Here is a 24,629-nt window from a genome sequence, read left to right on the forward strand (position 1 = left end):
GCTGGAAGTCGAAAAAAGCGCTGGAGGCTGAAGGCTGGACGAAAAGCCGGGTAGCCCGGGTCGAGCGCAGCGACACCCGGGAAGGTTTCACCTGGGTATCGCTGCGCTCAACCCAGGCTACGAGCCAGAGGCCGATAAGAGCGCGGAAGGCTGAACGAAAAAGCTTGACGGTGGCGAGGCCAACCACAACGCCTGTCCAGCGTCCAGCTAAGAAACCACCCCATGCCGCCCCAGCGCCCACTCGACATGCTCGCGCACCAGCGCCGAGGGGTGGTCGCGGCGGGCGTTGAGGGCTTCGAGTACCGGAATGCTCGACGGCGCATTGCCCAGGCCCACGGCCAGGTTGCGTAGCCAGCGTTCGTAGCCCGCGCGGCGCAGGGGCGAGCCTTCGGTGCGGCTGAGAAACTCGTCTTCGCTCCAGCGGAACAGTTGCGCCAGTTCGGCGTTGTCCAGGCTGTGCCTGGGCTGGAAGTCGTGCTGTTCGCTGGGGCGGGCGAAGCGGTTCCAGGGGCAGACCATCTGGCAGTCGTCGCAGCCGAACACCCGGTTGCCGATCGGCGCGCGCAGTTCCTCGGGGATCGAGCCCTTCAGTTCGATGGTCAGGTAGGAAATGCAGCGCCGGGCGTCGAGCACGTAGGGGCCGACGAAGGCCGCGGTGGGGCAGATGTCCAGGCAGGCGCTGCAGCGGCCGCAGTGTTCGCTGCCGTGGGGCGGATCTTCCGGCAGGGGGATGTCGACGAACAGCTCGCCGAGAAAGAAGTAGCTGCCGGCCTTGCGGTTGAGCACCAGGGTGTTCTTGCCGATCCAGCCCAGTCCCGCCTGTTCGGCGATGGCTTTTTCCAGCACCGGGGCGCTGTCGACGAAGGCGCGATAGCCGAACGGACCGATGACCTGCTGAATGCGCTCGGCCAATTGTTGCAGGCGTTTGCGGATCAGCTTGTGGTAATCCCGACCGAGGGCGTAGCGCGATACGTAGGCCTTTTCCGGCTCGCCCAGGCGCTGCGCCATCTGCGTATCGCCGGGCAGGTAGTCCATGCGCAGCGACACCACGCGCAGGGTGCCGGGCACCAGTTCGTCGGGATGTGAACGTTTGCGGCCGTGCGCGGCCATATAGTCCATCTCGCCCTGATAGCCGGCATCCAGCCAGCGCTGCAGGTGTGCCTCGTGCTCGCCCAGCTCCAGCCCGGCGATGCCGACCTGCTGGAAGCCCAGCTCACGGCCCCAGTCCTTGATGGACTGGGCCAGGCTGGCGAGATCGAGGGCGACGTGACTCATGCTGTACGGGAACCTGGGTTGCGGTGCGTATAATTCTGCCAGACATCGGAGCTCACGCATGCTGCATTCTCCAGGCCATCTGCCCAACGCCCTCTACAGTGCCGCCCAGGTACGGGCGCTGGATGCCCGGCTGATCGCCGCCGGCACGCCGGGGTCTGTGCTCATGCAGCGCGCTGCCTACGCCCTGTGGCGGGCCTTGCGGCGCAAGTGGCCGGATGCCGGCGCGCTCACGGTACTGGCCGGGCACGGCAACAATGCCGGCGATGGCTACCTGCTGGCGGCGCTGGCCCTGCGCGCCGGCTGGCAGGTGCGCGTGCTGGCGGTGACCGACCCGCAGCGCCTGCAGGGCGATGCCGCACTGGCCCGAGACCAGGCCCGGGCCGCCGGTGTCAGCGTTCAGGCATGGGACGAAACTGCGCCGCTGCAGGGCGTGGTGGTCGATGCGCTGCTGGGGACCGGCTTGCAGGGGGCCGTGCGCGACCCCTATGCGCGGGCCATCGAGGCGCTGAACCGTAGCGGTTTGCCGGTACTGGCCGTGGATATTCCCTCCGGGCTGTGCGCCGATACCGGCCAGGTACTGGGGGTGGCCGTGAAAGCGCAACTGACGGTCACCCTGGTCGGCCTGAAGATCGGCCTGTTCGTCGGCATGGCGCCGGACTGGGTGGGCGAGCTGCTGTTCGACGATCTGCAGGCCGATGCGGCGCTGGTCGCCGAACAGGATTGCCTGGCGCAGCGCCTGGCTGGCGAGTGCTTGCCGCGTCTGTCGCCGCGTGCGCCTACCGTGCACAAGGGGCAGTTGGGCCATGTGCTGGTGGTTGGCGGCGACCGAGGTACCGGCGGCGCCGCGCTGCTGTCGGCGCAGAGTGCCTTGCGCGGTGGCGCGGGCATGGTCTCGCTGGCCACCCGTGGCGAGCATGTGGGCGCGGCCCAGGCGCGCCTGCCGGAGGTGATGACGCTGGCGGTCGCCTCGGCCAATCAGTTGCACGCCCTGGCGGCGAAGGTGAGTGTCTGGGTCGTGGGCCCCGGCCTTGGCCAGGGTGCCTGGGGGCGCAGCCTGCTTTCGGCGGCGGCGGTCTGCGACGTGCCGCAGGTCTGGGATGCCGATGCGCTCAATCTGCTGGCGGCCGGAGCGGTGACGCTGCCCCCCGCCTGCGTGATCACGCCGCACCCGGGCGAGGCGGCGCGCTTGCTGGGCATCTCCAGCGCACAGGTGCAGGGCGATCGTCCGGCCGCGGCGCGGCGCCTGGCACAGCGTTACCAGGCAGTGTGCGTACTCAAGGGCGCTGGTACCCTGGTCAGTGATCCGTCGGGCCGGTTGCTGTTGTGTGACCGTGGCGATCCGGTGATGGCCGGCGCCGGGCTCGGCGACGTACTGGCGGGGCTGATCGGCGCGCTGATCGGCCAGGGCTGCTCGCCCCTGGATGCCGCGAGCCTGGGGGTATGGCTGCATGCCTGCGCCGGCGAGCATCTGGCGGGCAAAGGAAATGGTCTGGCGGCGAGCGATCTGTGCGACGCTATCCGCCATGTGTTGCAGGAATTATCGGTTTTGCAGTCAGCCGTTGTGGAGCAACCCGTTTGTCCGAATTAGAACTGTTCGCCGCCGATGAAGAGGCCATGCTGGCGTTGGGGGCGCGTATCGCTCAGATCAGCGAGGCGCGTGGGGTGATCTATCTGCAGGGCGACCTGGGCGCGGGCAAGACCACCCTGTCGCGCGGCATCATCCGTGGCCTGGGCCATGTCGGCGCGGTGAAAAGCCCGACCTTCACCCTGGTCGAGCCGTACCAGATCGGCTCGTTCAGGGCGTTTCATTTCGACCTCTATCGGCTGGTCGATCCGGAGGAGCTGGAGTTTCTCGGTATCCGCGACTATTTCGAGGGCGACGCGCTATGTCTGGTCGAGTGGCCCCAGCGTGGTGCGGGCGTTTTGCCAAAGGCCGATCTGGACATTACCATTACCCCGCGAGAGCGCGGACGTTCGCTGCTGTTTCGCAGCAATAGCGCGAAAGGCGACAACTGGTGCGCCGCGTTGGCCACTGGAGCATGAACAAGAGAGTGGGGGCGGGTATGCGCATAGGCGCGCGTTTCATCGCGGTCGGGCTGGTGTTGGCGGTCATGGCTGCCGAAGTATTGGCCGCCTCGGATGTGCGCAGCGTTCGCCTGTGGCGGGCGCCGGACAACACGCGGCTGGTCTTCGACCTGTCCGGGCCGGTGCAGCACAACGTGTTCACCCTGACCGCGCCGGATCGCATCGTCATCGATGTCAACGGCGCCAAGCTCACCACCGAGCTGGACAAGCTGCCCCTGAGCAATACCCCGATCACCGCGGTGCGTTCGGCCCAGCGCTCGGCCGATGAGCTGCGCGTGGTCATCGACCTGTCCGCCCAGGTGACGCCCAAGAGCTTCACCCTGGCGCCGAACCAGCAGTACGGCCACCGCCTGGTCGTCGACCTGTTCGATCAGGCCTCGGATGCCGCGCCGAGCCTGCCGTCCACCACCGTGACCACGGCGCCGCCGGTACCGGTCACGCCGACCCAGGCGCCGCCCAAGCTGGCGCCCATCGCGGGTGGCAAGCGCGATATCGTGATCGCCATCGACGCCGGCCACGGCGGAGAAGACCCCGGCGCCTTGTCGCCGGTCAAGGGCCAGTTCGAAAAACACGTGACCCTGGCCATCGCCAAGGAGCTGCAGCGCCAGATCAACGCCGAGAAGGGCTTCCGTGGCGAGCTGGTGCGCACGGGCGACTATTTCATCCCGCTGCGCAAGCGCACCGAAATCGCGCGCAAGAAGGGCGCGGACCTGTTCGTTTCGATTCACGCCGACGCGGCGCCGCGTGCCGCAGCCTTCGGCGCGTCGGTGTATGCCCTGTCGGATCGCGGCGCCACCTCGGAGACCGCGCGCTGGCTGGCCGACGCGGAAAACCAGTCCGACCTGATCGGCGGGGCCGGCAATGTCAGCCTCGAAGACAAGGACCGGATGCTCGCCGGGGTGCTGCTCGACCTGTCGATGACCGCTTCGCTGTCGTCCAGCCTCAACGTTGGACAGAAGGTGCTGAGCCAGATGGGCCAGATCACGCCGCTGCACAAGCGCCGTGTCGAACAGGCCGGCTTCATGGTGCTGAAGTCCCCGGACATCCCCTCGATCCTGGTGGAAACCGGGTTCATCTCCAATCCCAACGAGGCGCGCAAGCTGGCCTCGGCCAGTCACCAGAAGACCCTGTCGCGCTCCATCGTCACCGGCGTCAAGCAGTTCTTCGAGCAGAACCCGCCGCCCGGCACCTATGTCGCCTGGCTGCGCGACAACGGCCGCATCGTCCAGGGGCCGCGCGAGCACGTGGTCAGCTCCGGCGAGAGCCTGGCGCTGATCGCCCAGCGTTACCAGATCAGCCTGGCCACCCTGCGCAGCGCCAATTCGCTGAAGTCCGATGTGATCAAGGTCGGCCAGACCCTGCAGATTCCCGCCACCGCGCTGGCGGCACAACCATGAGCGAGATGATGCGTATCCAGCTCCTCAGCCCGCGCCTGGCCAACCAGATCGCCGCGGGGGAGGTGGTCGAGCGGCCGGCCTCGGTGATCAAGGAACTGCTGGAGAACAGCCTGGACTCCGGTGCCAGGCGTATCGAAGTGGACGTCGAGCAGGGCGGCGTGAAGCTGCTGCGCGTGCGTGACGACGGCAGCGGCATCGCCCCGGACGATCTGCCCCTGGCCCTGGCCCGGCATGCCACCAGCAAGATTCGCGAGCTGGAGGATCTCGAGCAGGTGATGAGCCTGGGTTTTCGCGGCGAGGCGCTGGCCTCGATCAGCTCCGTGGCGCGCCTGACGCTGACCTCGCGCACCGCCGATGCCGAGCAGGCCTGGCAGGTGGAAACCGAGGGCCGCGACATGCAGCCCCGGGTACAGCCGGCGGCGCATCCGGTCGGGACCTCGGTGGAAGTGCGCGACCTGTTCTTCAACACCCCGGCGCGGCGCAAGTTCCTCAAGGCGGAAAAGACCGAGTTCGATCACCTGCAGGAAGTGATCAAGCGCCTGGCCCTGGCCCGTTTCGATGTGGCCTTCCACCTGCGCCACAACGGCAAGAGCGTGCTGTCCCTGCACGAGGCCAATGACGACGTCAGCCGTGCCCGGCGGGTGGCGGCGGTGTGCAGTTCGGGCTTTCTCGAGCAGGCCCTGCCCATCGAGATCGAGCGCAACGGCCTGCATCTGTGGGGCTGGGTCGGTCTGCCGACCTTCTCGCGCAGTCAGGCGGATCTGCAGTATTTCTACGTCAACGGGCGCATGGTGCGCGACAAGCTGGTCGCCCACGCCGTGCGCCAGGCCTACCGCGACGTGCTGTTCAATGGCCGGCATCCGACCTTCGTGCTGTTCCTGGAGATCGATCCGGCGTCGGTCGACGTCAACGTGCACCCGACCAAGCATGAAGTGCGTTTTCGCGATGGGCGCATGGTGCACGACTTCCTCTACGGCACCCTGCATCGGGCGCTTGGCGAAGTCCGTCCGGAAGATCAGCTGGCCACGCCGGCCACGGTCGAGACCCTGTTGCGGCCCACCGGGCAGGCGGCTGGCGAGTTCGGCCCCCAGGGTGAGATGGGCCTGGCCGCCAGTGTGCTGGAGCGTCCGGTCGAGTCGGTCTGGCGCTCGCCGGGCGCCGGCTATCAGGGCCAGCGCAGCGAGGCGGCGCTGCCGGCCGCCGAGGCGCAAGGCGTGTACCGCGAGTTCTTCGCGCCGATGCCGGCGACCCGTGTGCCGGTCGTGCTGCCGGAAGCACAGGGCGATATCCCGCCCCTGGGCTATGCCATCGCCCAGCTCAAGGGGATCTACATCCTCGCTGAAAACGCCAATGGTCTGGTGGTGGTCGACATGCACGCCGCCCATGAGCGCATCACCTACGAACGCCTGAAGGTGGCCATGGCCAGTGAAGGGCTGCGCGGGCAACCCTTGCTGGTGCCCGAATCCATTGCCGTGAGCCAGCGCGAGGCGGATTGCGCCGAAGAGCATGGCCAGTGGTTCCAGAAGCTCGGCTTCGAGCTGCAGCGTCTGGGCCCGGAAACCCTGGCGATCCGGCAGATTCCGGCGCTGCTCAAGCAGGCCGAGGCCACGCGGCTGGTCGGCGATGTGTTGTCCGATCTGCTCGAGTACGGCACCAGCGATCGCATCCAGGCCCACCTCAACGAGTTGCTCGGCACCATGGCCTGCCACGGCTCGGTGCGCGCCAACCGGCGCCTGACCCTGCCGGAAATGAACGCGCTGCTGCGTGACATGGAGCACACCGAGCGCAGTGGCCAGTGCAACCATGGGCGGCCGACCTGGACGCAGATGAGCATGGACCAGTTGGACAAACTGTTCCTGCGCGGGCAGTGATACCCGCTAACGGCCCCGAGGCGCGAAGCTGGACGTAGAGCCGCTTTCCGTTCAGCCTTCTGTCTTCCCTTCAGCCGAGTTTTACCGATGTCTTCGCTGCCCCCCGCCATCTTCCTGATGGGCCCGACCGCCGCCGGCAAGACCGATCTGGCCCTGGCCCTGGCCCGCGCGCTGCCGTGCGAGCTGATCAGCGTCGATTCGGCCCTGGTCTACCGGGGCATGGACATCGGCACGGCGAAGCCGGACAAGGACGTGCTGGCCGAGTTTCCCCATCACCTGGTCGATATCCGCGATCCGGCCGAATCCTATTCCGCGGCCGAGTTCCGCCGCGATGCCCTGGCCGCCATGGCCGCTATCAGCGCCCGTGGGCGGATTCCGCTGCTGGTGGGCGGCACCATGCTCTATTACAAGGCCCTGCTCGACGGTCTGGCCGATATGCCGGGGGCCGATGCCGAGGTGCGGGCCGAACTGGAGGCGCGGGGGCTGGCCGAGGGCTGGGAGGTGCTGCACGAGGAGCTGCGGGCGGTGGATCCGCAATCGGCGGCGCGCATCCATCCCAACGATCCGCAGCGTCTGACCCGGGCCCTGGAGGTGTTTCGCGTCAGCGGTTCGACCATGACCGAGCACCGTCTGCGGCAGGCCGAACAGAATCCGGGGAATGACGCGCCAGAGGCCGGTCGATTCCCCTATACTGTGGCGCAGTTGGCCGTGGCGCCGGCACGGCGTCAGGTTCTGCACGAGCGAATTGCGCAACGATTCGACCGGATGCTGGAACAGGGCTTCGTTGCCGAGGTCGAACGCCTGCATCGACGAGGTGACTTGCACGTGGGGCTGCCGTCTATACGGGCAGTGGGTTATCGGCAGGTCTGGGAACATCTGGAAGGCAATCTGAGCGCTTCGCTGATGCGCGAGCGCGGTATCATCGCCACTCGCCAGCTGGCCAAGCGACAGTTCACCTGGTTGCGTGGCTGGGACGGGGTGCACTGGCTGGACAGCCTGGATTGCGACAATCTGCCGCGTGCCTTGAAATACTTGGCGGCGGTCTCCATATTGGCCTGAGACCTTGCCGTTGGCCGTCTATCCTTGGGGGAAGGCAGCCTTAAAGCCGTTTGCTGGTTCAATCTCATTCAAAAAAACTATTCGATTATCGATCCATTAAAGGAGTGCGGCACATGTCAAAAGGGCATTCGCTACAAGACCCTTACCTCAATACCCTGCGTAAGGAACGCGTCCCGGTTTCCATCTATCTGGTCAACGGCATCAAGCTGCAGGGCCAGATCGAATCCTTCGATCAGTTCGTCATCCTGCTGAAGAACACCGTCAGCCAGATGGTCTACAAGCATGCGATCTCCACCGTGGTTCCGAGCCGTCCGGTCCGTCTGCCGAGCGCTTCCGAATCCGAGCAGGCCGAGTCCGAGCCTGGTAACGCCTGACCCTAGGGGGCTGCATTGTTCTTCGAGCGCCATGAAGGGGGGGAGCGGGCCATCCTGGTTCATCTGGATAGCCAGAACTCAGAGGCAAGCGAAGATCCGCAGGAGTTTCAGGAGCTGGCCCTGTCGGCCGGCGCCGATGCGGTGGCGTTTCTCAGTGTGCCGAGCAATCGGCCCACGGCGAAGTACCTCATAGGCAGTGGCAAGGTTGAAGAGCTGCGCGACCAGGTTAAGGCCTGCGAGGCCGATCTGGTCATCTTCAACCATGTCCTCACGCCCAGTCAGGAGCGTAACCTCGAGCGCGTCTTCGAGTGTCGCGTGCTGGATCGCACCGGCTTGATCCTCGACATCTTCGCCCAGCGCGCGCGCACTCATGAAGGCAAGCTGCAGGTCGAGCTGGCGCAGCTCGATCACATGAGCACGCGCCTGGTGCGCGGCTGGACCCACCTCGAGCGGCAGAAGGGCGGTATCGGCCTGCGCGGTCCGGGTGAAACCCAGCTGGAAACCGACCGGCGTCTGCTGCGGGTGCGCATCCGCCAGATCAAGCAGAAGCTGGAGAAGGTGCGCAGTCAGCGTGAGCAGGCCCGTCGCGGTCGCAGGCGCGCCGACATTCCTTCCGTATCCCTGGTCGGCTATACCAACGCCGGCAAATCCACCCTGTTCAACGCCCTCACCGAGTCGGACGTGTACGCGGCCGATCAGTTGTTCGCCACCCTCGATCCGACCCTGCGCCGTCTGCAGCTCGACGATCTGGGGCCGGTGGTGCTGGCCGATACCGTGGGGTTCATCCGTCATCTGCCGCACAAGCTGGTCGAGGCGTTCCGCGCCACGCTCGAGGAATCGAGCAACTCCGACCTGCTGATTCACGTGATCGATGCGCACGAGCCCGAGCGCACGGCGCAGATCGAGCAGGTGCTGGCGGTGCTCGGCGAGATCGGCGCGCAGGATCTGCCGATTCTCGAGGTTTACAACAAGCTCGATCTGCTTGAAGGTGTCGAGCCGCAGATTCAGCGCGATGCCGATGGTCGGCCGCAACGTGTATGGTTGTCGGCCCGTGACGGTCGTGGCCTGCCGCTGCTCGGGCAGGCGGTGGCCGAACTGCTCGGCGATGACCTGTTCGTGGCGACCCTGCAACTGCCGCAGCAACTGGCGCGCTTGCGTGCCCAGCTGTTCGAGCAGGGCGCGGTGCAGCACGAGGCCTATGCCGACGATGGCAGCAGTCTGCTGTCGGTGCGTCTGCCGCGGGTCGAACTGAATCGATTGGTCAGCCGGGAAGGTCTGCAGCCGCTAGAATTCATCGAGCAACACACTTTGCAATAAAGCCCGCGACAGTGATTTTGCCGCTGAGAGCGGGCATTCGGTAGCATTGGCGGGCGCGCCGTTGGCGCGTCTTTGCTTTATCAGTATGGAGAGCGCTATGGCTTGGAATGAGCCGGGTGGCAACTCGAACAATCAGGATCCTTGGGGTGGCCGCAAGGGCGGCGACCGCAAGGGGCCGCCGGATCTCGACGAAGCCTTCCGCAAGCTGCAGGACAGCCTCAATGGCCTGTTCGGTGGCGGCAAGAAACGTGGCAGCGACAGCAATGGCTCCGGTTCCAGCGGCAAGGGCGGCGGTTTCGGCCTGCTGTTCGTCGGCCTGGCCGTGCTCGCTGCCTTTTGGCTGTACAGCGCTATCTACGTGGTCGATGAGCAGGAACAGGCCGTCGTGCTGCGTTTCGGTAAATACCATGAGACGGTTGGTCCGGGTCTGAACATCTACTTCCCGCCGATCGATCGCAAGTTCCAGGAAAACGTCACCCGCGAGCGTGCCTACAGCAAGCAGGGGCAGATGTTGACCGAAGACGAGAACATCATCGAAGTACCGCTGACCGTGCAGTACAAGATCAGCAACCTGCAGGACTTCGTGCTCAACGTCGACATGCCGGAAACCAGCCTGCAGCACGCCACCGACAGCGCCGTGCGCCACGTGGTCGGCTCCACCGAAATGGATCAGGTGCTGACCGAAGGCCGTGAGCTGATGGCCAGCGAAGTGCACGAGCGCCTGCAGCGTTTCCTCGACACCTACCGCACCGGTATCACCGTCACCCAGGTGAACCTGCAGAGCGCCGCGGCGCCGCGCGAGGTTCAGGAAGCCTTCGACGACGTGATCCGCGCCCGTGAAGACGAGCAGCGCGAGAAGAACCAGGCGGAAACCTACGCCAATGGTGTGGTGCCCGAGGCGCGTGGTCAGGCCCAGCGTCTGATCGAGGATGCCAGTGGTTACCGTGACGAAGTGATTTCCAGGGCCCAGGGTGAGGCCGACCGCTTCACCGCGCTGGTGGCGGAATACCGCAAGGCGCCGGAGGTCACCCGCGAGCGCCTGTATCTGGACACCATGCAAGAGATGATGAGCAAGACCAGCAAGGTACTGGTGACCGGCGACAAGGGGCAGAACAACCTGCTCTATCTGCCGCTGGACAAGATGATCGACAGCCGCGGTGGCAACAGCGGCGCGCCGAGCAGCATTTCCGGCGCCGGTGCTGGCGATCTGGGCGCGCGCGTGGGCAATGACCTGCGTCAGTCCGACATGCGTACAAGGGAGAGCCGCTGATGGGCAATAAATCATTGGTGACCCTGATCGTGGGCGTGGTGCTGGCGCTGATCGCCTGGAGCAGCTTCTACGTGGTCGCGCAGACCGAGCGGGCGGTATTGCTGCAGTTCGGCCGGATCGTCGAGCCGGATGTGCAGCCGGGCCTGCACGTGAAGATTCCCTACGTCAACCAGGTGCGCAAGTTCGATGCCCGTCTGCTGACGCTGGATACCGTCAACTCGCGCTTCCTGACCCTGGAGAAGAAGGCGCTGATGGTCGATGCCTACGCCAAGTGGCGGGTGCTCGATGCCGAGCGTTACTACACGGCGACCTCGGGCATGAAGCAGATTGCCGATGAGCGTCTGTCGCGTCGTCTGGAGGCTTCGCTGCGTGACCAGTTCGGTAAGCGCACCTTGCACGAGTCGGTCTCCGGCGAGCGTGATGCGCTGATGGCGGACGTGACCGCTTCGCTGAACCGCGCGGCCCAGCGTGAGCTGGGCATCGAGGTGGTGGACGTGCGCGTCAAGGCCATCGACCTGCCCAAGGAAGTCAACCGCAGCGTGTTCGATCGGATGAGTTCCGAGCGTGAGCGTGAGGCGCGCGAACACCGCGCCAAGGGTAAGGAACTGGCCGAAGGTATCCGGGCCGATGCCGATCGTCAGCAGCGGGTGTTGCTGGCCGAGGCCTATCGTCAGGCCGAAGAACTGCGCGGTGAGGGGGATGCCCAGGCGGCGGCCATCTACTCGCAGGCTTACGCTCAGGACCAGGAGTTCTACTCGTTCTACCGCAGCCTGCGCGCCTACCGTGAAAGCTTCGCGGACAAGCGTGACGTGCTGGTGCTGGACCCGGGCAGCGATTTCTTCCGTTACTTGGAAAAATCCAGGCCCTGAGTTGCAAGCTGCAAGCGGCAAGTCGAAGCCCGGTGCTCGCTTGTCGCTTGGGCTTGTGGCTTGAGGCTTAGGGCGTGGTATGATGCGGCAGCCGGGAAAATCCCGGCTTTTTTGCGCCTGTGGGAATCATGCGGCACGAACTGAGCGTTACGTTCTGTCTATCAAGGCCATCGGCCTTGCCTCTGTCCGCGCCATTGGCGTGGGGGTCTCGTGCAATCGATTCATCGATCGCTTCGGCGCCCGTGTCTGGGGCTGATCGGCCTGCTGCCGACTTCAGCTTTCCTTTATCTGCTTCACTGAAGGCTTGTGCCGCCCGGATCAAGAGGGGAATGGCGAAATGGCAACGGTAGACCGCTGGCTGCTGCCAGATGGCATCGAGGAAGTACTGCCGCCGGAAGCGGCGCGCATCGAAGTGGCACGCCGTCAGGTGCTGGATCTGTTCCAGCGCTGGGGCTACGAATTCGTGGTGACGCCACATATCGAATACCTGGAATCGCTGCTGACCGGGGCCGGCCAGGACCTGGATCTGCGCACCTTCAAGGTAACCGACCCGCTGTCCGGTCGGCAGATGGGGTTTCGCGCCGATATCACGCCGCAGGTGGCGCGCATCGATGCGCATACCCTGCGTCGCGAGGGGCCGAGCCGACTGTGCTACGCCGGCAGCGTGCTGCATGCGCAGCCACGCGCGCTGACCACCTCGCGCAGTCCGATTCAGCTCGGCGCCGAACTCTATGGCGACGCCAGCCCGGCCAGCGATGTCGAGGTGATCAGCCTGCTGGTCGATACCCTCGAGCTGGCCGAGGTGCCGGATGTGCACATGGACCTGGGGCATGTCGGCATCTACCGCGGCCTGGCGCGCGCCGCGGAGCTGTCCGGCGAGGTCGAGCAGCAGCTGTTCGATGCGCTGCAGCGCAAGGCGACGGATGAAATCGACGCGCTGACCGAGGCCTTGCCGGAGTCCCTGAGCCGCATGCTGCGTGCCCTGGCCGAGCTGTGCGGTGGGCGCGAGGTGCTGGATCTGGCGCAGGCCTGCCTGGTCGAGGCGCCGGACGAGGTGCATGCCGCGCTGGATGACCTGCTGGCCATCGCCGATGCGCTGAGCCTGCGTTATCCCGAATTGCCGCTGTACTTCGATCTCGGTGAGCTGCGTGGCTACCACTACCATACCGGCGTGGTGTTCGCCGCGTTCGTGCCGGGCGTCGGTCAGTCGATTGCCCAGGGTGGCCGCTATGACGACATCGGCGCCGACTTCGGTCGCGCGCGTCCGGCTACCGGCTTTTCCACCGATCTGAAAACCCTGGTCAGCCTGGGCCGCATGCCGCTCGACGAGCAGCCGGGCGGCGTCTGGGCGCCGGACAGTCATGATGTCTATCTGTGGCAGGCGGTGCGGCGTCTGCGTGGCGAGGGGGTGCGGGTGGTGCAGGCGCTGCCCGGCCAGGCGCTCGCCGATGCCGACGCGGCCGGTTGCGACCGCCAGCTGTTGTTGCAGGACGGCCGCTGGCAAGTGCTGGCCCTGGCCTGACGGGCCGCCGCGGTCGTCTATCCTGAATTACTTTCGCCGGCCATGGCCGGCATCAAGCTTGCGCGAAGAGGACAAGTGTTATGGGTAAGAATGTCGTCGTCCTGGGCACCCAGTGGGGTGATGAGGGCAAAGGCAAGATCGTCGATCTGCTGACCGAGCACGCGGCGGCTGTCGTGCGCTACCAGGGTGGGCACAACGCGGGCCACACGCTGGTGATCGACGGTGAGAAGACCGTACTGCACCTGATTCCTTCCGGGGTCTTGCGCGAAGGCGTGCGATGCCTGATCGGCAACGGCGTGGTGGTCGCTCCCGATGCGCTGATGCGGGAAATCGTCAAGCTCGAAGAAAAGGGCGTGCCGGTACGCGAGCGTCTGCGCATCAGCCCGTCCTGTCCGCTGATCCTGTCCTATCACGTGGCGCTGGATCAGGCGCGCGAGAAGGCCCGTGGCGAGCACAAGATCGGCACCACCGGTCGCGGCATCGGCCCGGCCTACGAAGACAAGGTGGCGCGCCGCGGCCTGCGCATCGGCGACCTGTTCCACCGCGAGCGTTTCGCCGCCAAGCTCGGCGAACTGCTCGACTACCACAACTTCGTGCTGGTCAATTACTACAAAGAGCCGGCCATCGACTTCCAGCAGACGCTCGACGAGTGCATGGCGTACGCCGAGCAGCTCAAGCCGATGATGGTCGACGTCACGGCCGAGTTGCACGAACTGCGTCGCGCCGGCAAGGACATCATGTTCGAGGGCGCCCAGGGCTCGCTGCTGGATATCGACCACGGCACCTACCCCTACGTGACCAGTTCCAACACCACCGCCGGCGGTATCGCCACCGGTTCCGGTTTCGGTCCGCTGTACCTGGATTACATCCTCGGCATCACCAAGGCCTACACCACCCGGGTCGGTTCCGGTCCGTTCCCCACCGAGCTGTTCGACGAGACCGGCGCGTTCCTGGCCAAGCGTGGCCACGAGTTCGGCGCCACCACCGGCCGCGCCCGTCGCTGCGGCTGGTTCGATGCGGTGATCCTGCGTCGCGCCATCGAGATCAACAGCATCTCGGGTCTGTGCCTGACCAAGCTGGACGTGCTCGACGGCCTGGAGAGCATCCGTATCTGCGTCGGCTACAAGGATCAGAACGGTGACGTGCTGGTCGATGCGCCGACCGATGCCGACAGCTACCTCGGTCTGCAGCCGGTGTACGAGGAAGTGCCGGGCTGGAGCGAGTCGACCCTGGGCGTCAAGTCCCTGGAAGAGCTGCCGGCCAACGCCCGCGCCTACATCAAGCGCGTGGAAGAACTGGTGGGCGCGCCCATCGACATCATTTCCACCGGGCCGGATCGCAACGAGACCATCGTGCTGCGTCACCCCTTCGCCTGAGGCGGGCGCGATCCCCGTACGCGGGGATACGCGGCGGGCAGTCAGGGTGTAGCGAACGGGTCGCCGGGTGCGGCCCGTTCGCGTATATGAGATAAGGTAATTCGCCGAGCGTGGCAAAATGCCGGCATACGGCATGAGCCTTGCTTTATCTTGATCCTACCTTGATGTTGACGCCAGCTCTGGCGGTCGGAGGATTTGCCCGTGTTCGCTGTTCTGTCGCTGTTGCGCAGCCGTCTGTTGCTGCCGGTGTTCGTTGCATTGGGGGTCGCGCTGTTCGTCCAGGTGCTGCTGGTGCTGGCGCTGACCCGCGGCACGGTAGAGGGCCTAGTGACAGATCTGGAGCGTCAGCTGGGCAGCGATGCCGGGCGCCTTTCCGCCGAACTGGAAGAGGCCAATCGCGAGGTTTCGGCCAGCCTGGGCGGGCTTTCCGTGCGTACCCGCGAGAGTCTTTCCGCCGGGCTCTCGGCGCGCCTGAGCGAAGAACAGGCGCAGATGCGCGCCAGTCTGGAGAAAGGCCTGAAGGATTCCGCCAATGATTTGGCGCAGTTGCTCGCGGCCGTGGCGCCGCGGGCCATGTGGGACGCCGATACGCCGGCACTGTCGGAATTCGCCCGGCGGGCGCAGCGTAACCCCAATGTCCTGTTCGTCATCTATGACGATGCCGAAGGCAACCACCTGACCCGCTATCTGAACCGGCAGAACGAGCAGATCAAGGTCATGCTCGAGAAAGGTGCCGGTGAGCGCGCCCTGGACAAGGTGCTTGACGCCGCCAAGAGCGATCCTGCGGTGTACTTCGTCGAGGCGAGTATCAATCCCAATGGCGTCGAGATCGGCAAGGTGCTGATGGGCGTCTCCACCGCTTCCATCGATACGGAGCTGGCGGCGGTCGATGCACGCTTCGAGGCGCTGATCGCCAGTGGCGGGCAATTGGTCGCGGACAGCCTGGCGGGCGCCTCCACCGATAGCGCCGCCGCGCTGACGGCACGCCTCGCCGCGGCTCAGCAGGCGGCCCAGGGCATGTCGGCCAATACCAGTGCGGCGGTCGGCGAGGCGGCGAGCAATCTGCGCTGGCGCATCGGCCTGGGGCTGGCGGTGGTCGGCCTGGGGGTGTTGCTGGCGCTGGCGATCGTGCTCGGTCGGCGGGTGGTGGTGCGGCTGCGTACGCTGATCGACGCCATGGATGACCTGGCGGCCGGCGAGGGCGATCTGACCCGGCGTATCGAGCTGGACAGCCGTGACGAGGTCGGCGAGATGGCGTCGGCGGTCAATCGCTTCGTCGCCAAGCTGCATCCCATCGTGCGCGAGGCGGGCGAGGTGGCGGTGCGTACCGGGCAGGAAATCGGTGCGTTGGCGACGCGCAGCGCGGCGGCGGAGTCGGCGGCCGAAAGGCAGCGTGACGAAGTGGCGGCCAGCCTGCAGGCCCTGGCCTCGATGGCGGACGAGGCGCAGGCTGAAAGCCGCGCCATGCAGGAGGCCTTGCAACGGGTCGAGGCGATCCGTCAGGCGACCCAGGACAATGCCGCCATCGGCACGCGCGTCGGCGCTTCCATCGAGGAACTGGTGCAGCGGGTGGATGCCGGTTCGGCGGTGATCGAGCGCCTGGCCAAGCAGAGCGAGCAGATCGAGGTGGTGTTGACGGTGATCCGCTCGATCGCCGAGCAGACCAATCTGCTGGCCCTGAACGCCGCCATCGAGGCTGCGCGCGCCGGCGAGAGCGGGCGCGGTTTTGCCGTGGTGGCCGATGAGGTGCGGGCGCTGGCCAGCAAGACCCAGCAGTCCACCGGCGATATCCAGTCGCATATCGTCGCCTTGCAGCAGGGCGCCCGCGAAGCTGTCGGCGCCATCGGTCAGGCGGGCCAGCAGGCCGACCAGGGCCTGGCGGCGCTGCGCGAGAGCGCGCGGATACAGCAGGCGGTGCAGAGCTCGGTGGAGGACGTGCATGGCGCGATCAACGCCGCGACCCAGGCCGCGGCGCATCAGGCCGAAGGAGCCGATGCGGTGCGCGGGCGGGTCGAAGTGATTCATGCCGAGGCGCAGCGCGCGGCCGAAGCGGTGGCGGCGACGGCCGCCAGCGGCCGAGTGCTCGATGGCCTGGCAGGGCAGTTGAAGGCCAGCCTGGGCCAGTTCAAGGTCTGAAGGAGCAGCGGCAAGCTGCAAGCTGCAAGCTTCAAGCGACAAGTGAGCCTGGTAGCCCGGGTCGAGCGGAGCGACACCCGGGAAGGGTTCACCTGGGTATCGCTGCGCTCAACCCAGGCTACGGGGTAGGAGCCGATAAAGGCGCTGAAGGCTGAACGAAAAAGCTTGACGGTGGCGAGGCCGAGCACAACGCTGTCCAGCGTCCAGCCTTTCTTCCGGGCAATAAAAAACCGAGCCATTGGCTCGGTTTTTTCAATTGGTGCCCAGGAGAAGACTCGAACTTCCACGACCGTAAGGTCACCAGCACCTGAAGCTGGCGTGTCTACCAATTTCACCACCTGGGCGTGCAATCTTCGTCGTTGCCGACACGGAGCGTTGCATCCGTTGTGAAGCACGATCAGATCGTGCTTCTAGAGTTTGGTGCCCAGGAGAAGACTCGAACTTCCACGATCTTGCGATCACTGATACCTGAAACCAGCGCGTCTACCAATTCCGCCACCTGGGCACTGAAACGGATGATTGCTCATCTGTTTCCGTGTTACAACGTCTGCTCGACGCTGTGGGCGCGAACTATACGGTCGCGCTTTTGCCTTGTAAAGCCCCGCTGGTGAAAAATTATTGTCGCCGAAAGCTGACCCGGAGGGCGCTTTCGCGCTTCAATAGGCACATGGCAAACCGAATTTGTACATAAGGTGAATGACCTCTATATGGCCGATTGGCAATCCCTCGATCCCGAGGCCGCTCGTGAAGCGGAAAAATATGAAAACCCCATTCCAAGTCGCGAGCTGATTCTGCAGCACCTCGCCGAGCGCGGCTCTCCCGCCAACCGCGAGCAACTGCTCGATGAGTTCGGCCTGACCACCGAGGAGCAGACCGAAGCGTTGCGCCGCCGCCTGCGCGCCATGGAGCGCGACGGCCAGCTCATCTATACCCGCCGCGGCACCTACGCGCCGGTGGACAAGCTCGATCTGATCCTGGGCCGCGTCAGCGGTCACCGTGACGGCTTCGGCTTCCTGGTGCCGGACGATGGCAGTGACGACCTGTTCCTCAGCCCGGCGCAGATGCGTCTGGTGTTCGATGGCGACCGGGCGCTGGCCCGGGTTTCCGGGCTCGATCGCCGGGGGCGCCGCGAGGGCGCCATCGTCGAGGTGATTTCCCGGGGGCACGAAAGCATCGTCGGCCGTTACTACGAAGAAAGCGGCATCGGCTTCGTGGTCGCCGACAATCCCAAGATCCAGCAGGAAGTGCTGGTCACGCCGGGGCGCAATGCCGGAGCCAAGCAGGGCCAGTTCGTCGAGGTGAAGATCACCCACTGGCCGACGCCGCGCTTCCAGCCCCAGGGCGACGTGGTCGAAGTGGTCGGCAACTACATGGCGCCGGGCATGGAAATCGACGTGGCGCTGCGCAGCTACGATATTCCCCATGTCTGGCCCGAGGCCGTGGTCAAGGAAGCGCGCAAGCTCAAGCCGGAAGTCGAGGAGAAGGACAAGGAAAAGCGCGTCGACATGCGCCACATCCCCTTCGTCACCATCGACGGCGAGGACGCGCGCGATTTCGACGATGCGGTGTACTGCGAGAAGAACGGCAGCAACTGGCGGCTGTTCTCCGGTGGCTGGAAGCTCTACGTGGCCATCGCCGACGTCTCCCACTACGTCAAGGTCGACTCGGCGCTGGACGCCGAGGCCCAGGTGCGTGGCAACTCGGTGTACTTCCCCGAGCGGGTCATCCCGATGCTGCCGGAGGAGCTGTCCAACGGCCTGTGCTCGCTGAACCCGCAGGTGGATCGGCTGGCCATGGTCTGCGAGATCACCCTCTCCAAGACCGGCAAGATGACCGACTACCAGTTCTACGAGGCGGTGATCCACTCCCATGCGCGGCTGACCTACAACAAGGTCAGTGCCATGCTCGAGCAGCCCAAGAGCAGCGAAGGCAAGGCCCTGCGCAGCGAGTACAAGGACGTGCTGCCGCACCTCAAGCAACTGTATGCGCTGTACCAGGTGCTGCTGGCGGCGCGCCATGAGCGTGGCGCCATCGATTTCGAGACCCAGGAGACCCGCATCATCTTCGGTTCCGGGCGCAAGATCGCCGAAATCCGCCCGACCCAGCGCAACGATGCGCACAAGCTGATCGAGGAATGCATGCTGGCGGCCAACGTGGCCACGGCGGCGTTCATGCAGAAGCACGGCATTCCCGCACTGTACCGGGTGCACGACGGCCCGCCGCCGGAGCGTCTGGAAAAACTCAAGGCGTTCCTCACCGAGCTGGGCCTTTCCCTGCACCGCGGCAAGTCCAAGGACGGCCCGTCGCCGAAGGACTACCAGGCGCTGCTGGAAAGCATCCGCGAGCGTCCCGACTACCACCTGATCCAGACCGTGATGCTGCGCTCGCTCAGTCAGGCGGTGTACAGCGCCGACAACCAGGGTCACTTCGGGCTCAACTATGAGGCCTATGCGCACTTCACCTCGCCGATCCGGCGTTACCCGGATCTGCTGATCCACCGTGCCATTCGCAGTGTGATCCGCTCCAAGCAGGACACCCCCCATGTCAAGCGTGTGGGGGCGGCAAGCATGCCCAAGGCACGCATCTATCCGTACGACGAGGCGGCGCTGGAGCAGCTGGGCGAGCAGTGCTCGATGTCCGAGCGGCGCGCCGACGAGGCCACCCGCGACGTGGTCAACTGGCTCAAGTGCGAGTTCATGAAGGATCGCGTGGGCGAGACCTTCCCGGGCGTGATCACCGCGGTGACCGGCTTCGGTCTGTTCGTCGAACTCAAGGACATCTACGTCGAAGGCCTGGTGCACGTCACCGCGCTGCCGGGCGACTACTACCACTTCGATCCCGTGCACCACCGCCTGGCCGGCGAGCGTACCGGGCGCAATTTCCGCCTGGGCGACAGCGTCGAGGTCAAGGTCATGCGCGTCGACCTGGACGAGCGCAAGATCGACTTCGAGATGGCGCAGAGCGTCACCGAGGCCCCGGCCGGGCGCAAGCGCCGTGAGGGCGCCGACAGCGCACGCACGGCCAAGGGTGGGCGGGGTGCCGCGCCGGGCAACACCGACGTGCAGAAAAGCCGCGACGTGAAAAAGGCCCTGCTGGCCGAATCCAAGTCGGGCAAGGCGCCAGCCAAGGACGCCAAGCCGAGCAGGCAGCGCAAGGGGCCGTCGAAGGGCAAGACCAAGTCATGAGCCAGCTGGAAAAGATCTACGGCGTGCATGCCGTCGAAGCCTTGCTGCGCCATCACCCCAAGCGGGTGAAGCAGGTCTGGCTGGCCGACGGGCGCAGCGATCCGCGAGTGCAGCCGCTGCTCGAACTGGCCGCTCGGTCGCGGGTCGCGGTCGGCCAGTGCGAGCGCCGCGAGATGGATGCCTGGGTCGAGGGCGTGCATCAGGGCGTGGTCGCCGAGGTCAGCCCCAGCCAGGTGTGGGGCGAGGCCATGCTCGAGGAACTGCTCGACCGTGCCGAAGGGCCACCCTTGCTGCTGGTGCTCGATGGCGTCACCGATCCGCACAACCTCGGCGCCTGCCTGCGTACCGCCGATGCGGCCGGGGCGCTGGCGGTGATCGTGCCCAAGGACAAGTCCGCGACCCTGACGCCGGTGGTGCGCAAGGTCGCCTGCGGGGCGGCCGAAGTCATCCCGCTGGTGGCCGTGACCAACCTGGCGCGCAGCCTGGAAAAGCTGCAGCAGCGCGGCTTGTGGGTGGTCGGCACGGCCGGCGAGGCCGAGCAGGAGCTGTATCAGCAGGACCTGACCGGGCCCACGGTGCTGATCATGGGCGCCGAGGGCAAGGGCATGCGCCGGCTGACCCGCGAGCACTGCGACTACCTGGTGAAGCTGCCCATGGCGGGTAGCGTCAGCAGCCTGAATGTCTCGGTGGCGACCGGCGTCTGTCTGTTCGAGGCGCTACGCCAGAGGAGCGCGAAGCGAAAAGCAGCCGGAGGCTGAACGAGAAAGGCTAGAAGCCGAGAACAGCGCTGGAGGCTGAAGGCTGGACGAAAAAGCTTGACCGGGTCAGGGCCGAGCAAAACGCTGTCCAGCCTCCAGCCTCCAGCCTCCAGCCTCCAGCCTCCAGCCTCCAGCCTCCAGCCTCCAGCTTCTTGCTCATTTTTTCACCAGTTCACCTTGCGTGAGGTGGGGGGCTTCTCTAGAATGTCGCCCCTTGCTGTCACGGCAGGCGTTTGCGCGCCTCCCCGCTTGCGGCAAGACCCACAGAGTCATTCACTCCTTGCCTGATCGCATTTCGCGGCAGGCTACAACCCGTAAGGAGCATTCATGCGTCATTACGAAATCATCTTTCTGGTTCACCCGGACCAGAGCGAGCAAGTCGGCGGCATGGTCGAGCGTTACACCAAGCTGATCGAAGAAGACGGCGGCAAGATCCACCGCCTGGAAGACTGGGGCCGTCGTCAACTGGCCTACGCCATCAACAACGTTCACAAGGCTCACTACGTGATGCTGAACGTTGAGTGCACCGGCAAGGCCCTGGCCGAGCTGGAAGACAACTTCCGCTACAACGATGCCGTGATCCGTAACCTGGTCATCCGTCGCGACGAAGCCGTCACCGGTCAGTCCGAGATGCTCAAGGCCGAAGAAAACCGCAGTGAGCGCCGTGAGCGTCGTGACCGTCCTGAAAACGCCGAATCCAACGATGGCGATGACAGTGACAACAACGACAGCGACAACGCTGACGAGTAATCCACGGATCTATTGAGGAGCCAATCCCATGGCACGTTTCTTCCGTCGTCGTAAATTCTGCCGTTTCACCGCTGAAGACGTGAAAGAGATCGATTTCAAAGATCTCAACACCCTGAAAGCCTACATCTCGGAAACCGGCAAGATCGTTCCTAGCCGTATCACCGGTACCAAGGCTCGTTATCAGCGTCAGCTGGCTACCGCTATCAAGCGCGCCCGCTTCCTGGCCCTGCTGCCCTACACCGACAGCCACGGCCGCTGAGATCGGACGATCGACAAGTAGTAAGGGATAGAACGCATGCGCGCCTTGGCTGAATTCATTATGCGCGGCCGTATGCAGGCCACCCTGGTGGTGGTCGGTTCCGCGGCATTGCCGCTGCTGTTCTGGTTAAGTGCCGCCGCCGGTTGCCTGGTGCTCCTGCGGCGTGGTCTGAGCGATGCCCTCGGCATCCTCGCCTGGGCTTTGCTGCCAGCCGTTGGCTGGTGGTACTTCGGCGAACCGCGCACCCTTCTGGTGCTGCTCGGTGCGCTGGGGTTGGCGCTGTTGTTGCGCGCCAATTGGCCCTGGAGTCGCGTGCTGCTGTGCAGCATTGCGCTGGGCCTGGTGTATGGACTGGTATTGGGCGCTACGTTTCGCGAGCCCATCGAAGCCATGGCGGCGGAGCTGAACAAGCTGCTGCCGCAGATGCTCGATGGGGTTCACCAGCAGATGTCGGTGGACGATCAAGCGCGCCTGAAGAGTCTCATCGCACCGGTACTGACCGGATTGCTGGCGGCTCTGCTGCAAGTGGTCAGCCTGCTTAGCCTGATGCTCGGGCGGTTCTGGCAGGCGTCGTTGTACAACCCGGGAGGTTTCGGTTCCGAGTTTCGCGAACTGAGATTCCCGCCGATGCTGGCGATGTTGCTGCTGGCCGGCATGCTGCTCGGGCCCAGTCTGGGTATCGAGATGGCCATGCTGACGCCGCTGTGCAGTGTTCCGCTGGCGTTCGCCGCCATAGCCCTGTTGCACGGGCTGGTGGCGCAGGGGCGACTGTCCAGGTTCTGGCTGGTCGGGCTGTACATCACGCTGCTGCTGTTCATGCAGGTGACCTATCCCTTGCTGGTGGTTCTGGCCATCGTCGACAGTCTGTTTGATTTTCGTGGTCGCCTGGCGAGCAAGCCTGGTTCGGGCCCCACGAACGGTGAAGGTTAAAAGTTAAGAGGTTATTACCAAATGGAACTGATCCTGCTGGAAAAAATCGCCAACCTGGGCAACCTGGGCGACAAAGTTAGCGTCAAGGCTGGTTACGGCCGCAACTTCCTGCTGCCGCAGGGCAAGGCGACTGCCGCTACCGAGGCCAACCTCGCTGCGTTCGAAGCCCGTCGCGCCGAGCTGGAAAAACTGGCTGCCGAGAAGAAAGCATCCGCTGAAACTCGTGCCGCTCAGTTGGCTGAACTGGAAGTCACCATCACCGCTACCGCGGGCGATGAAGGCAAACTGTTCGGCTCCATCGGCACCCACGACATCGCTGACGCCCTGACCGCCTCCGGCGTCGAAGTGGCCAAAGCCGAAGTTCGTCTGCCCAACGGTACCATTCGCCAGATCGGCGAATACGACGTGGCCGTGCACCTGCACAGCGATGTCGAAGCGACTGTCAAGGTAGTAGTGGTAGCCGCCTAAGAGCCTATCTACGATCTGCTGCGCGTCGGCCCTGCGGTGTTAAAAACAGGCTCGGATTGCTCATTTACAGCTCGTAAACTCCGCATCCTCGCCTGTTTTTGCGGGGCCGCCTAGGCCTTGCATGGCTCTAGCTCGCGAGATCGTAGAAAGGCTCTAAGTAAGCTGCTCGGCGGGCTTGCACTCAGGTGCAGTCCCGCTAACATCGGGCACGGCATTGCGAAAGCGATGCCGTGCCTTTTGTTTTTCAACGCAAGCATTCTGCCCAGAGCCTTATGAACGAGATCAGCATTCCCGAACAGTACGACCTGCAAACCTCTGCCCTGAAGGTGCCGCCGCACTCGATCGAGGCCGAGCAGGCGGTGCTCGGCGGGCTGATGCTCGACAACAATGCCTGGGAACGGGTACTCGATCAGGTCTCCGATGGCGATTTCTACCGCCACGACCACCGCCTGGTGTTCCGCGCCATCTTCAAGCTGGCCGAGCGCAACCACCCCTTCGATGTGGTGACCCTGTCCGAGCAGCTGGACAAGGAAGGGCAACTGTCCCAGGTTGGCGGCCTGGCCTACCTCGGCGAACTGGCCAAGAACACCCCGTCGGTGGCCAACATCAAGGCCTATGCGCAGATCATTCGCGAGCGCGCCACCCTGCGCAAGCTGATCGGCATCAGCAACGAGATCGCCGACAGCGCCTACGCGCCGGAAGGCCGTACCGGCGAGGAAATCCTCGACGAGGCCGAACGGCTGATCTTCCAGATCGCCGAGGCGCGGCCGAAGACCGGTGGCCCGGTGGGCATCAACGACATCCTGGTCAAGGCCATCGACCGTATCGACGAGCTGTTCAATAACGGCGATGCGATCACCGGGCTGTCCACCGGCTTCACCGATCTGGATGACCTGACCAGCGGCCTGCAGCCGGCGGACATGATCATCGTCGCCGGCCGGCCGTCCATGGGCAAGACCACCTTCGCCATGAACCTGGTGGAAAACGCGCTGATGCGCAGCGACAAGTCGATCCTGGTGTATTCCCTGGAGATGCCTTCGGAATCCATCGTCATCCGTATGCTCGCCTCCCTCGGGCGTATCGACCAGACCAAGGTGCGGGCCGGGCGCCTGGACGACGACGACTGGCCGCGCCTGACCTCGGCGGTCAACCTGCTCAACGATCGCAAGCTGTTCATCGACGACACCGCGGGTATCTCGCCGTCGGAAATGCGCGCGCGCACCCGGCGCCTGGCCCGCGAGCACGGCGAGATCGGCCTGATCATGGTCGACTACCTGCAACTGATGCAGATTCCCGGCTCCAGTGGCGATAGCCGGGTCAACGAGATTTCCGAGATCTCGCGCTCGCTCAAGGCGCTGGCCAAGGAGTTCAACTGTCCGGTGATCGCCTTGTCACAGCTCAACCGCGGACTGGAACAGCGCCCGAACAAACGCCCGATCAACTCCGACTTGCGTGAATCCGGGGCGATCGAGCAGGACGCCGACATCATCCTGTTCGTCTACCGCGACGAGGTGTATCACCCCGAGACCGAGTTCAAGGGCGTGGCCGAGATCATCATCGGCAAGCAGCGTAACGGCCCGTTGGGCACGGCGCGCCTGGCCTTCCTCGGCAAGTATTCGCGCTTCGAGAACCTGGCGCCGGGCAGCTACCAGTTCGACGACGAATAGCGCGCCGCCGAACTGACATCGCTCAATGAGCGCGAGCGCCCGCTGACGCACACTGGGCCCC

Annotated in this window: 20 protein-coding genes and 2 tRNA genes; 19 read left to right on the forward strand and 3 right to left on the reverse strand. The window is 65.1% G+C overall.

The window, feature by feature from the left end; genetic code table 11:
* Positions 1-207: 207 nt before the first annotated feature.
* Positions 208-1,275 (reverse strand): tRNA epoxyqueuosine(34) reductase QueG, encoded by a 1,068-nt coding sequence (gene queG / locus DNK34_RS07535; RefSeq protein ID WP_131173338.1) that lies wholly within the window; start codon positions 1,273-1,275, stop codon positions 208-210.
* A gap of 58 nt (positions 1,276-1,333) precedes the next feature.
* Between queG and DNK34_RS07540 the strand changes: the two genes are divergently transcribed.
* From DNK34_RS07540 to DNK34_RS07595, 12 genes are all read left to right on the forward strand, one after another.
* On the forward strand, positions 1,334-2,863 hold the full coding sequence (locus DNK34_RS07540; RefSeq protein ID WP_131173337.1) for an NAD(P)H-hydrate dehydratase: 1,530 nt from the start codon (positions 1,334-1,336) through the stop codon (positions 2,861-2,863).
* Positions 2,851-3,318 carry a tRNA (adenosine(37)-N6)-threonylcarbamoyltransferase complex ATPase subunit type 1 TsaE gene (gene tsaE / locus DNK34_RS07545; protein ID WP_131173336.1) on the forward strand — a complete coding sequence of 156 codons (468 nt, stop codon included), beginning with the start codon at positions 2,851-2,853 and terminating at the stop codon, positions 3,316-3,318. Before DNK34_RS07540 ends, tsaE begins: the two co-directional genes overlap by 13 nt.
* 8 nt (positions 3,319-3,326) lie before the next feature.
* Positions 3,327-4,757, forward strand: a complete 1,431-nt coding sequence (locus tag DNK34_RS07550) for an N-acetylmuramoyl-L-alanine amidase (RefSeq protein WP_411269282.1) — start codon at positions 3,327-3,329, stop codon at positions 4,755-4,757.
* Positions 4,758-4,762: 5 nt separating this feature from the next.
* Positions 4,763-6,628, forward strand: a complete 1,866-nt coding sequence (mutL, locus tag DNK34_RS07555; protein WP_131173412.1) for a DNA mismatch repair endonuclease MutL — start codon at positions 4,763-4,765, stop codon at positions 6,626-6,628.
* Between the two features lie 87 nt (positions 6,629-6,715).
* Positions 6,716-7,687 (forward strand): tRNA (adenosine(37)-N6)-dimethylallyltransferase MiaA, encoded by a 972-nt coding sequence (gene miaA / locus DNK34_RS07560; protein ID WP_131173335.1) that lies wholly within the window; start codon positions 6,716-6,718, stop codon positions 7,685-7,687.
* Between the two features lie 113 nt (positions 7,688-7,800).
* Positions 7,801-8,061 carry an RNA chaperone Hfq gene (gene hfq / locus DNK34_RS07565; RefSeq protein ID WP_042554464.1) on the forward strand — a complete coding sequence of 87 codons (261 nt, stop codon included), beginning with the start codon at positions 7,801-7,803 and terminating at the stop codon, positions 8,059-8,061.
* Between the two features lie 15 nt (positions 8,062-8,076).
* Complete coding sequence (hflX, locus tag DNK34_RS07570) at positions 8,077-9,378, forward strand: ribosome rescue GTPase HflX (RefSeq protein WP_131173334.1); 1,302 nt, start codon at positions 8,077-8,079, stop codon at positions 9,376-9,378.
* Positions 9,379-9,475: 97 nt separating this feature from the next.
* The gene (gene hflK, locus DNK34_RS07575; protein WP_131173333.1) at positions 9,476-10,648 is read left to right on the forward strand and encodes an FtsH protease activity modulator HflK; all 1,173 of its coding nucleotides are present in this window, start codon (positions 9,476-9,478) and stop codon (positions 10,646-10,648) included.
* Positions 10,648-11,517 carry a protease modulator HflC gene (gene hflC / locus DNK34_RS07580; protein ID WP_131173332.1) on the forward strand — a complete coding sequence of 290 codons (870 nt, stop codon included), beginning with the start codon at positions 10,648-10,650 and terminating at the stop codon, positions 11,515-11,517. The genes hflK and hflC overlap by 1 nt, the downstream gene beginning before the upstream one ends.
* Positions 11,518-11,854: 337 nt before the next feature.
* On the forward strand, positions 11,855-13,039 hold the full coding sequence (locus DNK34_RS07585; protein WP_131173331.1) for an ATP phosphoribosyltransferase regulatory subunit: 1,185 nt from the start codon (positions 11,855-11,857) through the stop codon (positions 13,037-13,039).
* Between the two features lie 80 nt (positions 13,040-13,119).
* Positions 13,120-14,415, forward strand: a complete 1,296-nt coding sequence (locus DNK34_RS07590) for an adenylosuccinate synthase (RefSeq protein WP_131173330.1) — start codon at positions 13,120-13,122, stop codon at positions 14,413-14,415.
* Positions 14,416-14,616: 201 nt separating this feature from the next.
* A complete protein-coding gene (locus DNK34_RS07595) occupies positions 14,617-16,551 on the forward strand; it encodes a methyl-accepting chemotaxis protein (protein WP_131173329.1) in 1,935 nt (644 codons plus the stop codon).
* A gap of 257 nt (positions 16,552-16,808) precedes the next feature.
* Here the strand turns inward: DNK34_RS07595 and DNK34_RS07600 are convergent.
* Both DNK34_RS07600 and DNK34_RS07605 read right to left on the reverse strand, forming a co-directional pair.
* Positions 16,809-16,895 (reverse strand) — tRNA-Leu (locus tag DNK34_RS07600).
* 74 nt (positions 16,896-16,969) lie between these two features.
* Positions 16,970-17,056: transfer RNA gene (locus tag DNK34_RS07605), tRNA-Leu, on the reverse strand.
* A 202-nt stretch (positions 17,057-17,258) separates the two neighbouring features.
* On the opposite strand from DNK34_RS07605, the gene rnr reads away from it, so the two are divergent.
* The 7 genes from rnr to dnaB all read left to right on the forward strand — a co-directional run bounded on the left by rnr (position 17,259) and on the right by dnaB (position 24,568).
* Positions 17,259-19,736, forward strand: coding sequence for a ribonuclease R (rnr, locus tag DNK34_RS07610; RefSeq protein ID WP_131173328.1), 2,478 nt, complete (start codon positions 17,259-17,261; stop codon positions 19,734-19,736).
* Positions 19,733-20,494 (forward strand): 23S rRNA (guanosine(2251)-2'-O)-methyltransferase RlmB, encoded by a 762-nt coding sequence (gene rlmB / locus DNK34_RS07615; protein ID WP_131173327.1) that lies wholly within the window; start codon positions 19,733-19,735, stop codon positions 20,492-20,494. Before rnr ends, rlmB begins: the two co-directional genes overlap by 4 nt.
* 327 nt (positions 20,495-20,821) lie before the next feature.
* On the forward strand, positions 20,822-21,244 hold the full coding sequence (gene rpsF / locus DNK34_RS07620; RefSeq protein ID WP_131173326.1) for a 30S ribosomal protein S6: 423 nt from the start codon (positions 20,822-20,824) through the stop codon (positions 21,242-21,244).
* A gap of 28 nt (positions 21,245-21,272) precedes the next feature.
* Positions 21,273-21,503, forward strand: coding sequence for a 30S ribosomal protein S18 (gene rpsR / locus DNK34_RS07625; protein ID WP_003246847.1), 231 nt, complete (start codon positions 21,273-21,275; stop codon positions 21,501-21,503).
* Positions 21,504-21,539: 36 nt separating this feature from the next.
* Positions 21,540-22,433: a hypothetical protein gene (locus DNK34_RS07630; RefSeq protein ID WP_131173325.1), complete on the forward strand. Its 894-nt coding sequence runs from the start codon at positions 21,540-21,542 to the stop codon at positions 22,431-22,433.
* Positions 22,434-22,454: 21 nt separating this feature from the next.
* The gene (gene rplI, locus DNK34_RS07635) at positions 22,455-22,901 is read left to right on the forward strand and encodes a 50S ribosomal protein L9 (protein ID WP_131173324.1); all 447 of its coding nucleotides are present in this window, start codon (positions 22,455-22,457) and stop codon (positions 22,899-22,901) included.
* A 272-nt stretch (positions 22,902-23,173) separates the two neighbouring features.
* Positions 23,174-24,568 carry a replicative DNA helicase gene (dnaB, locus tag DNK34_RS07640; RefSeq protein ID WP_131173323.1) on the forward strand — a complete coding sequence of 465 codons (1,395 nt, stop codon included), beginning with the start codon at positions 23,174-23,176 and terminating at the stop codon, positions 24,566-24,568.
* Positions 24,569-24,629: the final 61 nt, after the last annotated feature.

The sequence above is a fragment of the Phytopseudomonas dryadis genome (genome assembly GCF_004327355.1).
GTDB classification, from domain to species: Bacteria; Pseudomonadota; Gammaproteobacteria; order Pseudomonadales; family Pseudomonadaceae; genus Aquipseudomonas; species Aquipseudomonas dryadis.

Excerpts from the sequence above, each read along its gene's own strand:
- queG (WP_131173338.1), bottom strand. The coding sequence starts at position 1,275 with ATGAGTCACGTCGCCCTCGATCTCGCCAGCCTGGCCCAGTCCATCAAG.
- DNK34_RS07540 (WP_131173337.1), top strand. The coding sequence starts at position 1,334 with ATGCTGCATTCTCCAGGCCATCTGCCCAACGCCCTCTACAGTGCCGCC.
- mutL (WP_131173412.1), top strand. The coding sequence starts at position 4,763 with ATGATGCGTATCCAGCTCCTCAGCCCGCGCCTGGCCAACCAGATCGCC.
- miaA (WP_131173335.1), top strand. The coding sequence starts at position 6,716 with ATGTCTTCGCTGCCCCCCGCCATCTTCCTGATGGGCCCGACCGCCGCC.
- hfq (WP_042554464.1), top strand. The coding sequence starts at position 7,801 with ATGTCAAAAGGGCATTCGCTACAAGACCCTTACCTCAATACCCTGCGT.
- hflK (WP_131173333.1), top strand. The coding sequence starts at position 9,476 with ATGGCTTGGAATGAGCCGGGTGGCAACTCGAACAATCAGGATCCTTGG.
- hflC (WP_131173332.1), top strand. The coding sequence starts at position 10,648 with ATGGGCAATAAATCATTGGTGACCCTGATCGTGGGCGTGGTGCTGGCG.
- DNK34_RS07585 (WP_131173331.1), top strand. The coding sequence starts at position 11,855 with ATGGCAACGGTAGACCGCTGGCTGCTGCCAGATGGCATCGAGGAAGTA.
- DNK34_RS07590 (WP_131173330.1), top strand. The coding sequence starts at position 13,120 with ATGGGTAAGAATGTCGTCGTCCTGGGCACCCAGTGGGGTGATGAGGGC.
- rnr (WP_131173328.1), top strand. The coding sequence starts at position 17,259 with ATGGCCGATTGGCAATCCCTCGATCCCGAGGCCGCTCGTGAAGCGGAA.
- rlmB (WP_131173327.1), top strand. The coding sequence starts at position 19,733 with ATGAGCCAGCTGGAAAAGATCTACGGCGTGCATGCCGTCGAAGCCTTG.
- rpsF (WP_131173326.1), top strand. The coding sequence starts at position 20,822 with ATGCGTCATTACGAAATCATCTTTCTGGTTCACCCGGACCAGAGCGAG.
- rpsR (WP_003246847.1), top strand. The coding sequence starts at position 21,273 with ATGGCACGTTTCTTCCGTCGTCGTAAATTCTGCCGTTTCACCGCTGAA.
- DNK34_RS07630 (WP_131173325.1), top strand. The coding sequence starts at position 21,540 with ATGCGCGCCTTGGCTGAATTCATTATGCGCGGCCGTATGCAGGCCACC.
- rplI (WP_131173324.1), top strand. The coding sequence starts at position 22,455 with ATGGAACTGATCCTGCTGGAAAAAATCGCCAACCTGGGCAACCTGGGC.
- dnaB (WP_131173323.1), top strand. The coding sequence starts at position 23,174 with ATGAACGAGATCAGCATTCCCGAACAGTACGACCTGCAAACCTCTGCC.